Raw genomic sequence first — 14,920 nt, forward strand, 5'->3', positions numbered from 1 at the left:
TCTTTGTAAATTATTTTAATTAGGATAAGAATATATGTCTGAAAATTCAATCTTAAGTCTCTCACCTATAGAGTCTATAACTTTATTATAGAAATAATTAATTTTACTATCTTTTTCAGAGGTTATAGGTAAGTAAAAGATAAACTCTGAACCTTTGTCTATAGTCTTATTTACCCATATTTCGCCACTATGAAGTTCGATAAAGGATTTTGCTAAGGGTAATCCTATTCCACTTCCTTCAGCTCTTCTTATGAATAAATTATCCACCTGTTTAAATCTTTCAAATATAATATCATAACTATCCTTTGGTATACCTACACCATCATCCTTTACAGAAATATATAGTCTATGCTCATCCCAGTTAGTTGTTAGTGTAATCCATATGTTGCCATTAACTTCTGTGTATTTTATGGAATTAGAAATTAAATTTAAAATTACTTTTTGAATTTTTTCAGGATCACAATCCAGAAATACTTCTTCTTCATTAGTATCAAATATTATATTTTTACCCATTTTCTTTATATATTGAGAAACTGAGTTCACCACATCTTCAAAATAGGTAATAGCATTAACATTTTCTTTGTATAGCTTTATATTGGTGCTATCAACTTGGGTCACATCAATTAGGTTATCAACTAATCGAAGAAGTCTATATGAGTTTTGTTTTATCATATTAAGACGATTATAGTAAATACTATTATTATCATTTATACTATTATAACCATTAAGCTCTAACTGAATGCTTGCTAATATTATATTTAAAGGAGTTTTAAATTCGTGTGAGATATTTGCTAGAAAATCTGTTTTAAATTTCTCACATTCTACTTTTTCTTCTAAAGAGGCAACTTTTTCTTCAAGTTTTGAAAAGCTAGTTACATCTTTACCCGTAATAAATATTTCCTGTGTTTCTTGTTGGTGATAATAATACCATTCAATTAATTTGAAAGAATTGTTTTTGCATTTTACTTCACATATTCCACCATAAAATTTTTTGTTATAGGTATGCAAAATATCTTTGAAATTTATACTATTATTTGTTGATTTTATTAGTGTCTGAATAGGAATTTTTTTCAAATCATTAAAGTCCCAGCCCAATATGAAAGGTATATTAGAACTTATTTTTTTAATATATCCCTTAGTATCTATAATCGCATATAAATCAACTGCTATATTAAGAAATCTACTCAATTCATTTTCAAGTTTAATCTTTTTTTGTAACTGATCTGTCAATTGGGTAGATAAATATATATTTTTTAGTAATAAGGCTAATCGCTTAGAAGTCCTTACAATATATTTAGCATTAGATTCTGTGTCAAATGACTCATTATAATATAAATTTAAAACACCTAGAAGTCTGGAGTTATTATAGACTATAGGTATAACAATTATATAATTATCTTTAAGAAAATACTTATAGTTTTGACAAAAACCATTATTACAATAAAAATTTTCACAGTTTTTTAAAGGTGTGGGTGAGTTTATTTTAGTAGAAATATTTATTAATTCGTCTTTATAGAAATCACTTATAGAAAAGGTATCATTGCCAGATATGCTTTCAGTAACTCCTAGTGACATTTGCTTTATTAACATTTTTTTAGAATCATCATAGATCCAAAGGCTTGTACCATTTATGTCTAGGGTTTCATATATATCCATAAGATATTCATGAACTTCTTCATAAGAAACTTGTTCACGTTTTTCTTCACTTTCAGTAATTAGATTGCATAGTGTTTTATATTTATTGTCTATAATAAAATTGTTATAGTATAGTTCATCTGTATTAATAACTTGTCCAATAGCTAAAAAGGAGTAACAACTATTGTCCGAATTTATAATGGGAATTTTGTGAGTTTGTAAAATAACTTCTCTATCTTTTATATATAAATATTCATTCATAATACTTTTTTTCTTTTTATTAATAACATTTAAATCATCTTTAATGACAAATTTAAAACTAGAGTAGTCGAAGATATCAAGACCGTTACTATACAATAAAGTATTTTTATCCTCTCCTAGAAGATTACATAATGCGTTATTGACTGCTAGATATTCTCCATTTATATTTTTTATCCATATACAATCATCAAATTCATTTAAAATAGGGATTAATACATCTATAGTTTCTTGATTTAGGTGTGTTTTATTGAAAAGATTATTATACACAGCAATCACTCCTATTTAAGAATATATATTATGTTTCAATTATATAATGGAATGAAGAAAAATGAAACAAATATTACAAAAAAAGCCATAATACGGGATGGATGTTATAAATAATATAAAATAAATTAAGTAATAACATAAATTAGATTTAAAGTTTAATTTGATTAAATAGTATTAAAATTATTTATATAAATTTATATATTCATATCTTTTTTTGTGCTTCTCGAACATGTTTTTTAGCTTTTAGATAGCAGATTAGTTCTATTTTGTCATCATAACTCCAAGATGAGAAGTCATTTAGTAGCATTGATAATACTGCATCTAAATCAGTACATATTAAATTAGATGGAGTTTTATCATCTTCTAATAAATAGGATATAGGTACATCTAAAGCATTACAAAGTATTTTTAAAGTAGATATAGAAGGATTACTTCTATTGTGCTCAATATCACTTATAAACGATATTGATAAATTTGTTTTAGTAGATAATTCTTTTAAAGTTAATCCTTTAGATTTTCTAAGGTCTCTAAGTTTTTTTCTTGAATTCATATATATACCTCCAATAAAGTACGTTATTTACGTACTTTTATAATAAAATTATAGTTTAAGTATTAGTATAAGTAAACGAACAAAAAATATGTATAGACAGTAAAAAAATCATAAAACTATTGATTTTTTACTTTATTAGCGTAAAATAGTGTTTGGGGTGATAGAGTGGAAATAGGAAAAAAAATCAAATTTATTAGAAAATCAATGGGCATAAATCAAAATAAATTGGCTCAATTATCAGGTATATCTAACACATACTTATCTGATATTGAAAATTTAAGAACAGTGCCATCTCTAAAAACTCTAAATAGTTTGGCTATTGCACTTGAGGTTAGTTTGAAGGATCTCTTAGATTAAAAGTTATATAAACAAATGATAAAAATATACTATAGACTAAATGGAAAAACGGTAGAATAAATAATTTATTCAAATGTTAGAATAAATACTAACTATAAAATTTTAACTTAATAAATATTAAGGATAATATTTATACAAAATAAAATTACTTAGATAACATAATTAACTAATGAAAATATTGCTACAATATATTTAGAAGGCAATCCAATATGAAATTATGGTTGTCTATTTTTATAGATGCATAGTAATAGGATATACTAAAGCTTAAATTTTTAGTCTAATGATTTAGTATTATTGTACGAATGTTTAATCTGTAGGTTAAAGTTATGACGGAGCAAAATCATTATTTACAGAAATAGTTGAGAGGAAAATTATCATACTTTACCCAGAATGGGGAGGAGCGATAAGAGTAGTTTTTATGAAGTTAGGAAAATATAAAAAAAAACTAATAGTACTATTTCCATTGCTACTATTAGTTAGTATAATATTCATCAAAGAAGAAAGTCTGTGTAAGTTTATAAATATATTTTTAATTATTACAGTATTTGTATTAGGTATAAGAAACAATGCAATATCTATAATAAATAAGGAGCTAAAACTAATAAGTGAGAGAGATTTTTTAACGGATACATATAATAGAAGATTTATGCATTTGGAATTATTAAAAGCCTGTCAGAATAAAGAAGTTATTACGTTTCTAATGGTAGATATAGATGATTTTAAACTATACAATGATAACTATGGGCATGTTCAAGGAGATAAGATTTTAAAAGTAGTATCAAAAGCTTTGAAAGATATATTTAATGAGGATGTAGTCTGCAGGTATGGGGGAGAAGAATTCTCAATAATATCTAGGCTGGATGAGAAAGAGACTATTGAAAATATAAAAAGGTTTATGAAGCATCTTAGGGAACTTAATATTATTCATGAATGTTCACAAGTTAGCGATAGAATAACTGTTAGTATAGGTATAGAAATTACTAGAATAATTAATGAAGAGGATATATATAATTTAGTAAAAGAAGCTGATGAAAAGTTATATTTATCTAAATCATTAGGGAAAAATACATATACAATGTAAATTTAGGATTTAAGAAATTTAGATATCTCAAAATTACTAAAAACTTATATAGAGATAGCTATTTGCATTTAATGGAATCACATATTGTTTTTTAGGATTTGTAATAATTGAGATTAAAAAGTCATATAGACAAATATCTATATGAAGGATATAATAGGGATATAAAATACTTATAAATAGAAGATTAGGAGATAGAATTTTATGAAATATGATTATGCAGAATATGTTCAAATGTTTAAAGCATTGGCAGATGAGACTAGACTAAAAATTATTAATATGCTTACAGAATCAGAGGAATTGTGTGCATGTAAAATTCTTGAGAATTTTAATATTACTCAACCTACCTTATCTTATCATATGAAGATTTTAACAGATAGTGGATTGGTTCTTGGTAACAAGGATGGCTCTTGGATGAAATATACATTAAATTCAGAGAGAATTACTGAATTGAGAAGTTTTTTAAACTCTAAGAACTAAAAAATCTAAGGATATTTCTTTATATTATTAATCTACAGGAGGGCAAACCATGGAGAAAAAAATTAATTTATATGTATTAACTGGATTTTTAGGTTCAGGTAAAACTACGGTACTTTTAAGGCTATTAGATGTGTTAAAAGGAAATAAGGTTGGAGTTATACAAAATGAATTTGGGAAGCTAGGCATAGATGGAACTATACTTAAAAGAGATAATATTGAGATGGTAGAGATTAATAGGGGATCTATCTTTTGCTCATGTTTAAAAATATCCTTTGCTCAAGCTTTAGCTGAAATGAGTAAACAGGATTTAGAGTATGTCTTTGTAGAGAGTTCAGGCCTAGCAGATCCATCTAATATAGAAGAGATACTTAAAGGTGTAAAGGTTTTATCACCTGAAACAACCTATGATTTAAAGGGAGTATTATGCTTAATCGATGGAATGAACTTTAGAGAGCAATTAGAAGATTTAGAAACAGTAAATCGTCAATTAAAGCATTGTCATATGGCTATCATAAATAAGGTAGATTTAATTGAAGAGGAAGAGCTAAAGAACGTAATTAAAGAAGTTAGACTGGTAAATCCAAAGTGTGATATAGAAACTTGTTCCTTTGGAGAGTTTAGTATGGACTTTTTAGATAAGGATCTATTAGTAAATCAGTGGGCTGAAGGAGAAGAGTCTACAAATACTGTGGAAAATAAGCCAAAAAGCTTAACTATGAATTTTAGTAGTGTTGTAAGCAAAAATAAAATGGAAGAATTCTTAAATTCTATAAAGAAGTATAGCTATAGAATAAAAGGCTTCTTTAACTTAAATGATGGATGGCAACAAATAGATGTGGTAGGAAAAAATATAGATTATAAGCCATGTGAACCAAAGGAAGTTTCACAACTAGTGTTTATATCTAAAATAGGACCTAATATAATAAAGCCTATAATTAATAATTGGAATGAAATTGTAGGAGAAAAAATGGAACTTAAAAATTAAAGTTTTGAATTTTAGGAGGAGTTCATATGGAATTTAAGGTTTTAGGAGAAGGGTGCTCTAAATGCACTAAACTTTATGATAATACTTTGGAAGCTTTAAAGGAGTTAGGGATAGAAGCTGATGTCACTAAGGTTGAATCTTTAGTAGATATTATTTCATTAGGAGTTATGACTACTCCTACTCTCATGATAAATGGTAAACCAAAGGCTATGGGACAAGTTTTATCTACTAAACAAATAGTAGAGTTAATAAAAAAATCTATATAGTAAAAGTTTTAGAATAAGTAACTAGATATTAAATTTAGTTACTTATTTTTAATTATACAAATAAATCATTCTACATAGTTAAGAATAAATGTAGCACAGGGAGAAAAATTAAATAAGCATATTGACACTATATAGGTGATGGTCTATATTATAAACATAGACAGTTATCTATATAAGGAGGCGTTAAAATGAATTATGAAGAAAATGCAAAAATTATAAAAGCATTATCTGATCCAAATAGGTTAAAAATAGTAGACATATTATCCTGTGGGGAAAGATGTGCATGTGATATTCTAGAACATTTTGATTTTACACAACCAACTCTTTCACATCATATGAAGGTGTTGATGGATTGTGGTCTTGTTGAGAGTAGAAAGGATGGACTGTGGAGTCATTATTCTTTAAATAATACTAATTGTAATAAATTAATATTGTTTTTAACAAGTGTTACAACAGATAAAGAGGAGTGTATTTGCAAAGAAAAAGAAAAGTGTAGATGTAAATAAATCCATGTTATATATAGATATTTTTAAAATAAAAAGTGTGAAAACCATACACTAACCAATTAAGAATGGAGGAGTTAATATGAAACTAAAGGTGGCATTTATATGTGTTCACAATTCTTGTAGATCTCAAATGGCGGAGGCCTTAGGAAAGTTATATGAAGGAGAGGTTTTTGAAAGTTATTCTGCAGGAACCCAACTAAGACCTACAATAAATCAAGATGCGGTTAGAATAATAAATGAGCTATATAACATTGATATGAATGAGACTCAGAAATCTAAACTGCTAGGAGATATACCTGAGGTAGATATAGTTATTAAAATGGGTTGTAATGTTGTATGTCCTATTTTACCCGGAAAGCATATAGAGGATTGGGGATTAGAGGATCCAACTGGAAAGTCAGATGAAGAATTTATTAAAACTACTAAAATTGTTGAAGAAAAAATTAAAAATTTAGCTAAGAGAATAAAAAATAAAGAAATTGAATTATAGGAGGTTTATCTTATGGGTAATAATAAAGAAAATAGTGGAAAAGGGTTAGGTGTTTTTGAAAGATACTTAACTCTATGGGTTGCCCTTTGTATTGTAGTGGGAATATTGGTTGGTCAGTTTTTGCCTATGATACCTAATACTCTAAATAAGTTTGAGTATTATAATGTGTCAATACCTGTGGCTATACTTATATGGTTAATGATATACCCTATGATGTTAAAGATTGATTTTGGAAGTATAATTAATGCCACTAGAAAACCAAAGGGACTTATAGTTACTTGTACAACTAATTGGCTTATTAAACCTTTTACAATGTATGCTATATCAGCATTTTTCTTCTTTATAGTATTTAAGGGCATAATAGCACCAGAACTTGCTAAGGAGTATTTAGCTGGAGCAGTGCTTTTAGGAGCTGCACCATGTACAGCTATGGTATTTGTTTGGAGTCACTTAACTAAAGGGGATCCTTCCTATACTTTAGTTCAGGTAGCAGTTAATGACTTGATTATTTTAATTGCATTTGCTCCTATTGTAGCTTTTTTACTAGGTGTTGGAGATGTAGTTATACCTATAGAAACTCTTGTATTATCAACAGTTTTATTTGTAGTTATACCATTAGCACTGGGATTTATAACTAGAACATTAATAATTAAAAACAAAGGAATAGATTATTTTAATAATGTATTTTTAAAGAAGTTTGATAATGTTACTATAATAGGATTATTACTGACTTTGATTATATTATTCTCCTTCCAAGGTGATACTATTTTAAATAATCCTGTTCATATAGTATTAATTGCAGTACCACTTATAATTCAAACCTTCCTTATATTTGGAATAGCTTATATTTGGGCAAAACTTTGGAAGTTGCCACATTCTATAGCAGCACCAGCAGGAATGATTGGAGCAAGTAACTTTTTTGAATTAGCAGTAGCAGTAGCAATTTCATTATTTGGATTACAATCAGGTGCTGCATTAGCTACAGTTGTAGGTGTATTAGTAGAAGTACCTGTGATGCTTACCCTTGTTAGAATAGCTAATAATAGTAGAGGTTGGTTTACTAAAGAAGGAGAATAGTTTAAATTTCATGTCTTAATAAATAAGTAATAAATTTGTAAGCTTTAAGTAATAAATAATAATCTCATAAGGTTTAAAATAAGTATATGAACTTAAGGAGATGGTCTTATGGGAAAAAAGAAAAAGGTTAGAAAAGCAAGAAGAGTTATATTGAAGTTACTAGTAATAGTTATATTAGGCATGTGTGCTACAAATTATTTAATCAATAAATTTCATTTGAAATCAGAGGGATATTTTATTATTAATGATTATGATAAAGTAGTGGTAAATAAAAATTATGCTTTAACATCAGATTATAAGCCAAAGGATTTAGTTTCAGTAAATATAGAATTCTTACCAGAATCCATAGAAGAAGAAAGATATATGACAAAGGAGTCTGCTAAGGCTTTAGAGGAACTAGTAGATGCTGCTTCAAAGGATGGGGTTTACTTATGTGGTTTATCAGGCTATAGATCTTACAAAACACAAAAAAGTTTATATGAATATAATGTGGAAACCCAAGGAAAATCTTATTCAGATAAATATGTAGCAAAGCCTGGAGCAAGTGAGCATCAACTAGGAGAGGCTATGGATTTAGCAACTAGTTCTGGATGGATATCTGAAGGATGTCCAGAAGCTAATTGGATAGCTAATAATGCATATAAATATGGATTTATAGTAAGATATGAGTCGGGAAAAGAAGATATAACAGGATATAATTATGAACCTTGGCATGTGAGATATGTGGGTAGTGAAATGTCAGAAAAGATTTATAATGATGGAATAACCTTAGAAGAATTTGCTGAAATTAATTAAATAATATATAAACATAGAATAAATCAAAAGATATAAAAACAATTTTATAACATTAAAGAAGCCAAGTTATATAAGGTAATATAGCTTGGCTTTTGCATTTAACATTATATTATATACTTTATAACTTTATTATTAAATATAGAGTCAATTTCTAAACTAAAAAATTCTTTCATCTCTTCTAACTGCTCTTTTGTATATACATATTTACCATATCCAAATTGTCCATATTTATATTTTCTTTCCTCATCAACCATAGGAAGTGTTGTTTCAGGAAATACTTCTAGAATTATATTTTTTGCTCTAGGAGTATACCTATGAGATATTATTTCAAAGGTAACAGGAGTAGTTAAGTTATCAGGAAGCTTATCCTTAAGGTTTAATAAAAGTTGTTTATAATCGTTTTTCCAACCTTCATAAAGAAATACTGGCGCAATAATAAAACCTATAGGATACCCAGCATTAGCCACCTTTACACTAGCTTCTATTCTTTTATCTATAGAAGCGGCTCTATTTTCAAAGTCACTGATTACTTTATCTGTATTTAGAGTAAATCGAATTTCTGTATGTCCCTTGTGATCTATATCTAATAGACTATCAACATCATTAAACTTTGTAACAAAACGAAATAGTCCATGATCGCTATTAGCAAAGAATTCTATAGCTTTTTTTAAACTATTAGTATAAGGTTCTATAGGTATAGGATCAGAGGTGGCAGAACCTTCAAATAAAGTTTTAGAAGGTAATCTTTCTTTAATATATTCATTTGTTTGATTTAGAATATCATCTATATTTACATTAATCTTTATATAAGGTTTATCACCTAGATTTGTATTTAAGTAGCAATACTGACAATGGGCAATACAACCGGACACTAGGGGTAACTGCCAATTAGCAGAAGGTTTACAGGATTGAAATTTACTTCTTTTTTTTATACCCACAACTAGGGTATTCTTACCTTCACTATAAAAGATATGCAAATTTTCACCAGGAATTCGCTCTTTAATCTTATTAGAAGTTAATTTTATTATTTCAATATTTTTATTATCCTTAAAAGTGTTATAAATATTTTTGCCTATTTCATAATCCAAGGATCCTTTTTCAAATAATATTCTTTTAGGAATAAACATTAAGTTCTTTAGTAGAAGCAATGGGCTTCAAACTAAAGGTCACCTCCTTTATATTTAATAGGAATATTCTTTACATATATGATAATATTATGTGTAATAGATAAATGTTTTAATTTAGATGATATGGTATAATGGGTGTAATTTACAGTGGTACATAAATAGTTATCTAAAGGTAACTATAAAACATAGAAAAATAATTTTATAATAAAAGGGGGCATATTATTGTATATTAAAATTTTGGTAAATGGATGGAAAAATTCTATAAAAGATTCAGTAAAAAGATTTCCTATACCCATATTTTTATCTATAGCTGCAGTTATAACTTTAATCTATATGGGAGAAAGTATTGGAAGTGACGAGGAATTAAGACGTGTTGTGATGACTTTAGTACTTGGTATTCCAGTATATATTTGCATTGAATTATATTTTGAAAGAAGAAATAAATCTAATGAGAAGTTTAAATATCTAATTTATATTATTGCAGCTATTTGTTTAGCAGTCTACGGATATTTTTGTCTTGGAGATTTAAATATGGTTCAGATTACTAGATATGTTGGTCTTATTATAATATTTATTACAGGGTTCTTTTTTACTCCATATATTTATAAGGATGGAAGTTTTGAGATGTATGTAATAAAGGTTTTAGGAAGATTTTTTACAACAGTTTTATATTCTATAGTTTTATATTTAGGATTAATAGCAATATTGTTCACCGTAGATTATCTTTTTGGAATAGAAGTTAAATATGAGATATATTATTATACATGGCTTATAGTTGTAGGAGTTTTTGCACAATGCTTCTTTCTTGGAGGAATCCCAGAAAAGGAAGAAGTTATAAAGGTTGAAAAGTATCCAAAGGTGTTTAAAATATTAATGATTTATATAATTATGCCATTAATTTCTATATACACAATAATCTTATATATATATTTTGCTAAGATAATTATTACTAGACAGTGGCCTGAAGGATTAGTTTCTCATTTAGTATTATGGTATGGAGTAATATCAGCAGGAACCTTGTTTTTAACTTCACCAGTAAAGGAAAATAGTCCTTGGGTAAGCAAGTTTGTAAAGATGTTTCCAAAGGCAATACTTCCTCTTATAGTACTTATGTTTATTTCTATGGGAATAAGAGTTAATGCCTATGGAATAACTGAAAATAGATATTTTGTTTTAGCACTAGGGATTTGGGTCTTTGGAATAATGATATATTACTCAATAATTAAGAAAGTAAAAAATATTATACTCCCAATATCTCTTACTATAATTACTTTTATATCAATTTGTGGACCTTTGAGTAGTTATAATTTATCTAAGTATAGTCAAAATAAAAGATTTGAAAAGTTCCTTATAAAAAATAATATGATTGAAAATGGTAAAATAGTTAAAGCTATAGATCCAGTTTCTAAAGGTGATCAAATAGAACTCAATAGTATTTTGGATTATTTTAATAGAAAACATGAATTAAAGGATATTAAATATTTGCCAGATAATTTTACTATAAGTGATACAGAGAGGGTACTAGGAATAACTTATTCTAATTTAAATTATGAAAGTAGATATGAACATTTTTATTTTATAAGTGAAGAAATATCAGAGCCTATAGAAATAAAGGACTATGATTACCTTTTTAACATTATAAGTTATCAAAGTGCTGCTAATAAGAATTCTTATGGAATTACAGTTGACTATAATAAAGCATCTAATGAACTTAAGATATTAGAGAAAGGTAAACAGATATATAATAAAAATTTAAATGAGTATTTTAATAGGATAATAGATAAATATGGTGTTAATAAAACAAACTCCATACCTGTAGAAGATATGCAATTTGAAGATGAAACAGATAAAGTTAAAATTAAAATAAAAATTGATAACTTTTCTGGTCGTAAGGATTTAAATTATGACCATATAGAGTCTACAGAAATTCAATTTTCCGTATTTGTAAAGATAAAGTAAAAGAACAATAAAATTATGTAAGAATAATTTGCCTACTAAATTGAAACAATATTATTGAAATAAACTTTAGGAGGCATTCTTATGACTAAATTAAAATGTGATGCATGTAGTTGTGCATATAATAATGATTATTATTGCTGCATTGATTCTATTCAAGTAGGTGGAAGAGAAGCTACTCATAAATCATCTACTTGTTGTGATAGTTTTGCAGAAAAAAGCGGAGCTATGTCAAATAGTAATCAAAGACCTAATCCAGAAATGGTAGTAGGATGTGAAGCTACCAATTGTGTTTATAACGAAAACCATAAATGTGATGCTTCAGAAATTTGTATTTCTGGAGACCATGCATGTAAGCCAAGAGAAACAGAGTGTGCTACATTTCATTGCAAGTAAAGAAAAATACTATAAGTAAATATAAAGAACAAGCTACTATTATGAAATTTTCTGATTAAGTTCGGTTAAATTTTATAGTAGTAGTTTTTTACGTATATAAGTGTTTAAACAGTGAAACATATATAAGAAAAAGAGAGATATTGTAATAACTTATCTATTGATATATGATTAAATAAAGAGAGTTAACATAAAATTGAAAAACATAAGATAGTTTTTACAAAAATCAATAGGGTGAATTGAGGAGGAATGGGTTTGAAAAAGGAAATAAAAGATTATATTATAATAACTTTTGGATTAACTTTAATAGCTATAGGTATTCATTTTTTTCTAGTTCCACACAATTTAGCAGCTGGAGGACTTACTGGGCTCGCTATGATAATAAACCATTATATTCCTAACCTTAGTATTGGTATTATAATGCTTATAGGGAACATATTTTTCTTTGTCATAGGTTTTATTTTTATTGGAAAGGCATTTGGAACAAAAACTATATATTCTAGCCTTATGCTTTCAGTAATAATATCCCTTTTAGAAAAAGTAGCACCTATTAGTAAACCTATTTCACAGGATATACTTATAAATTTAATTTTTGGTATATTAATTGGAGCTATAGGTATGGCTATAGTGTTTAATAGGAATGCATCTACAGGGGGAACGGATATACCTGCTAAAATATTAAACAAATATGCTCATTTAGAAATTGGAAAAGGACTTTTAATTATAGATTTTAGTATAACCTTACTTGCAGTTATAGCATTTGGAGCTACTACAGGGATGTATGCTTTACTTGGTGTTATAATAAATGGCTCCATGGTAGACTTTGTTATAGATGGACTTAATATAACTAAGAGAATCGAAATAATGAGTTCTAAAACTGAAGAGATAAGAAAGTTTATTATTGAAGAGCTAGGTAGGAGTGCTACTATTTATCGTGCTATAGGAGCATACAATTTAGAAAAAAGTGATGTTTTAATAACTGTAATGGGTAAAAAGGAGTTTATTAAGCTTAGAAATTTTATAAAAGAAGTGGATCCATGTGCTTTTATCATAACCCATAATGTCCATGAGGTTTTAGGGGAAGGCTTTGGTAATATACTAGACTAATTATATAATCAGTAAATTTCAATTGGGGGATTTACTGATTTTTTATTGTATTTATGCTATATAGTTAAAAATAAGAAGAATTTTGTCCATTACTCTAAGATGACCTAGATAAAAATTGAAATATTTCTAAAATTTGCTATAATATATATATAACCATAAGTTGAAAATGTTGAGTTAAGGGTTAAAATAGGTATTTAGGGGGTATATGAAGATGAAAAGAGGAAATAAGGTATTATTAATAATTTCAGTTATAATAATTCTCGGACTAGTATGCGTAGGATTATTTTGGGGAAAACTTAGTCCTAATGAGGAGGCTGAAATTATAAAAGAAAAATTAGTTCCTTTAAACACTGTGGAGGTTGGCAATGGCTTTGAAGATTTAAAGGAATTTAAGGATATATTTAAGGATAAACAAATTATAGCCTTAGGTGGGGCAACCTATGGAACAAAAGAGTTTTTTCAAATTAAGCATCGTATGCTGGAATTTTTAGTAGAGGAAATGGGGTATAGAACCTTTGCTATGGATGTGGATTTTGGAAGAACTGAATTAATTAATAATTATATATTGAATGGGGAAGGAAATGCTGAAAATATAGTAAGACAAACAAAGATAAATGGAGGTTATTCTTGGTCAACGGTGGAGTCTTTGGAGTTAATAGAATGGATGAGAAAGTATAATGAAGATTCTAATCATAAGGAAAAAATTAAGTTTTACGGTATTCAAGTTACTAATGCTGAAGATAGTTCAAATTTTGTAATAAATTATTTAAGAGATATTGATGAAGATCTATACAAGAAGTTTGATGGTGAATTGGATGAAGTAAGAGGAAGACCCGTTAGAAATATACCTACAAGTGAGTTAAGAAGAGAACAAGAAAAGGTTGAAATTCTAATTAATATATTTAATGAAAATAAAGAGAAACTTGTAAAAAGTACCTCAGAAGAGAAATATGAAGAGGCTTCGAAATATCTTCAGACTATCTTGAAAAGCATAGAATTAGCCATATACAGTGGACCAGAGCATAACATTAAAGAAGCTTTGAATATGGAAGGAAAATTATTAGCTGATAATATTAAATGGATTCTAGATCGTGAGAGTAAAAATGGAAATGATAAAATAGTTCTTTGGAGTGGAAATCAACATATAAGCAATATTTCTAAAGATTATAAAAGCATGGGGTATAATTTAAAGGAGATGTATAAAGATAAATATTATTCATTAGCATTAGAATTTCATCAAGGTAGTTTTGGAGCGTATCCTATAGACAGTAGTGGTGTAGGTAGTGAGTATGAAATCTATAATATAGAAGAAGGAAATCCTCAAATGTTTTCTAATATATTTAACCTTACAGAAATATCAAATAGTTTTATAGATTTTAAATCTTCATCACAGGATAAGGATGTTAAAAAAATATTATCATCTTCAATACTAATGCATAACATTATTTTTTATAATGGGTATGAAGAAGATTATTATATGAAATTAAAGCCTATAGATACCTTTGATGGGTTAATATTTATTAGAGACACTAATGCTATAAGTAAATTAAAATAAAAAATTAAGATAAAAAATTGAAATAAAAAATAGAT

General features: G+C 27.1%; 16 protein-coding genes. 13 read left to right on the plus strand and 3 right to left on the minus strand.

Annotated elements, in window-relative coordinates; all coding sequences use genetic code 11:
* Positions 1 to 15: 15 nt before the first annotated feature.
* Both B3Z56_RS07320 and B3Z56_RS07325 read right to left on the minus strand, forming a co-directional pair.
* Positions 16 to 2,163 (minus strand): HAMP domain-containing sensor histidine kinase, encoded by a 2,148-nt coding sequence (locus B3Z56_RS07320; RefSeq protein WP_346878530.1) that lies wholly within the window; start codon positions 2,161 to 2,163, stop codon positions 16 to 18.
* Positions 2,164 to 2,365: 202 nt separating this feature from the next.
* Positions 2,366 to 2,713 (minus strand): helix-turn-helix domain-containing protein, encoded by a 348-nt coding sequence (locus B3Z56_RS07325; protein ID WP_346848530.1) that lies wholly within the window; start codon positions 2,711 to 2,713, stop codon positions 2,366 to 2,368.
* 165 nt (positions 2,714 to 2,878) lie between these two features.
* On the opposite strand from B3Z56_RS07325, the gene B3Z56_RS07330 reads away from it, so the two are divergent.
* From B3Z56_RS07330 to B3Z56_RS07370, 9 genes are all read left to right on the plus strand, one after another.
* Positions 2,879 to 3,070: a helix-turn-helix transcriptional regulator gene (locus B3Z56_RS07330; RefSeq protein WP_346848531.1), complete on the plus strand. Its 192-nt coding sequence runs from the start codon at positions 2,879 to 2,881 to the stop codon at positions 3,068 to 3,070.
* 418 nt (positions 3,071 to 3,488) lie between these two features.
* Positions 3,489 to 4,151, plus strand: coding sequence for a GGDEF domain-containing protein (locus B3Z56_RS07335; protein WP_346848532.1), 663 nt, complete (start codon positions 3,489 to 3,491; stop codon positions 4,149 to 4,151).
* Positions 4,152 to 4,352: 201 nt separating this feature from the next.
* Positions 4,353 to 4,628 (plus strand): ArsR/SmtB family transcription factor, encoded by a 276-nt coding sequence (locus B3Z56_RS07340; protein WP_035133162.1) that lies wholly within the window; start codon positions 4,353 to 4,355, stop codon positions 4,626 to 4,628.
* 49 nt (positions 4,629 to 4,677) lie between these two features.
* Complete coding sequence (locus tag B3Z56_RS07345) at positions 4,678 to 5,613, plus strand: CobW family GTP-binding protein (protein WP_346848533.1); 936 nt, start codon at positions 4,678 to 4,680, stop codon at positions 5,611 to 5,613.
* Between the two features lie 26 nt (positions 5,614 to 5,639).
* A complete protein-coding gene (locus tag B3Z56_RS07350; RefSeq protein ID WP_346848534.1) occupies positions 5,640 to 5,879 on the plus strand; it encodes a thioredoxin family protein in 240 nt (79 codons plus the stop codon).
* A 188-nt stretch (positions 5,880 to 6,067) separates the two neighbouring features.
* On the plus strand, positions 6,068 to 6,385 hold the full coding sequence (locus tag B3Z56_RS07355; protein ID WP_346848535.1) for an ArsR/SmtB family transcription factor: 318 nt from the start codon (positions 6,068 to 6,070) through the stop codon (positions 6,383 to 6,385).
* A gap of 79 nt (positions 6,386 to 6,464) precedes the next feature.
* Positions 6,465 to 6,875, plus strand: a complete 411-nt coding sequence (locus B3Z56_RS07360) for an arsenate reductase ArsC (protein WP_346878531.1) — start codon at positions 6,465 to 6,467, stop codon at positions 6,873 to 6,875.
* A gap of 12 nt (positions 6,876 to 6,887) precedes the next feature.
* Positions 6,888 to 7,952: an ACR3 family arsenite efflux transporter gene (gene arsB / locus B3Z56_RS07365; RefSeq protein WP_346867429.1), complete on the plus strand. Its 1,065-nt coding sequence runs from the start codon at positions 6,888 to 6,890 to the stop codon at positions 7,950 to 7,952.
* A gap of 108 nt (positions 7,953 to 8,060) precedes the next feature.
* The gene (locus B3Z56_RS07370) at positions 8,061 to 8,747 is read left to right on the plus strand and encodes a M15 family metallopeptidase (protein WP_346878532.1); all 687 of its coding nucleotides are present in this window, start codon (positions 8,061 to 8,063) and stop codon (positions 8,745 to 8,747) included.
* A 104-nt stretch (positions 8,748 to 8,851) separates the two neighbouring features.
* On the opposite strand, the gene splB is transcribed toward B3Z56_RS07370, so the two are convergent.
* The gene (gene splB / locus B3Z56_RS07375) at positions 8,852 to 9,874 is read right to left on the minus strand and encodes a spore photoproduct lyase (RefSeq protein ID WP_346878960.1); all 1,023 of its coding nucleotides are present in this window, start codon (positions 9,872 to 9,874) and stop codon (positions 8,852 to 8,854) included.
* 222 nt (positions 9,875 to 10,096) lie between these two features.
* On the opposite strand from splB, the gene B3Z56_RS07380 reads away from it, so the two are divergent.
* The 4 genes from B3Z56_RS07380 to B3Z56_RS07395 all read left to right on the plus strand — a co-directional run bounded on the left by B3Z56_RS07380 (position 10,097) and on the right by B3Z56_RS07395 (position 14,885).
* Entirely contained in the window at positions 10,097 to 11,833 is a 1,737-nt protein-coding gene (locus tag B3Z56_RS07380) for a DUF4153 domain-containing protein (RefSeq protein ID WP_346877749.1), read from the plus strand.
* 81 nt (positions 11,834 to 11,914) lie between these two features.
* Positions 11,915 to 12,226, plus strand: a complete 312-nt coding sequence (locus tag B3Z56_RS07385) for a DUF1540 domain-containing protein (protein ID WP_150846074.1) — start codon at positions 11,915 to 11,917, stop codon at positions 12,224 to 12,226.
* Positions 12,227 to 12,472: 246 nt separating this feature from the next.
* Entirely contained in the window at positions 12,473 to 13,330 is an 858-nt protein-coding gene (locus tag B3Z56_RS07390) for a YitT family protein (protein WP_346848541.1), read from the plus strand.
* A 211-nt stretch (positions 13,331 to 13,541) separates the two neighbouring features.
* Positions 13,542 to 14,885 (plus strand): erythromycin esterase family protein, encoded by a 1,344-nt coding sequence (locus B3Z56_RS07395; protein WP_346848542.1) that lies wholly within the window; start codon positions 13,542 to 13,544, stop codon positions 14,883 to 14,885.
* Positions 14,886 to 14,920 lie beyond the last annotated feature (35 nt).

Origin of the sequence: Clostridium sp. UBA7791, from assembly GCF_002480755.1 — a bacterium.
Lineage (GTDB): Bacteria > Bacillota > Clostridia > Clostridiales > Clostridiaceae > Clostridium_J > Clostridium_J sulfidigenes.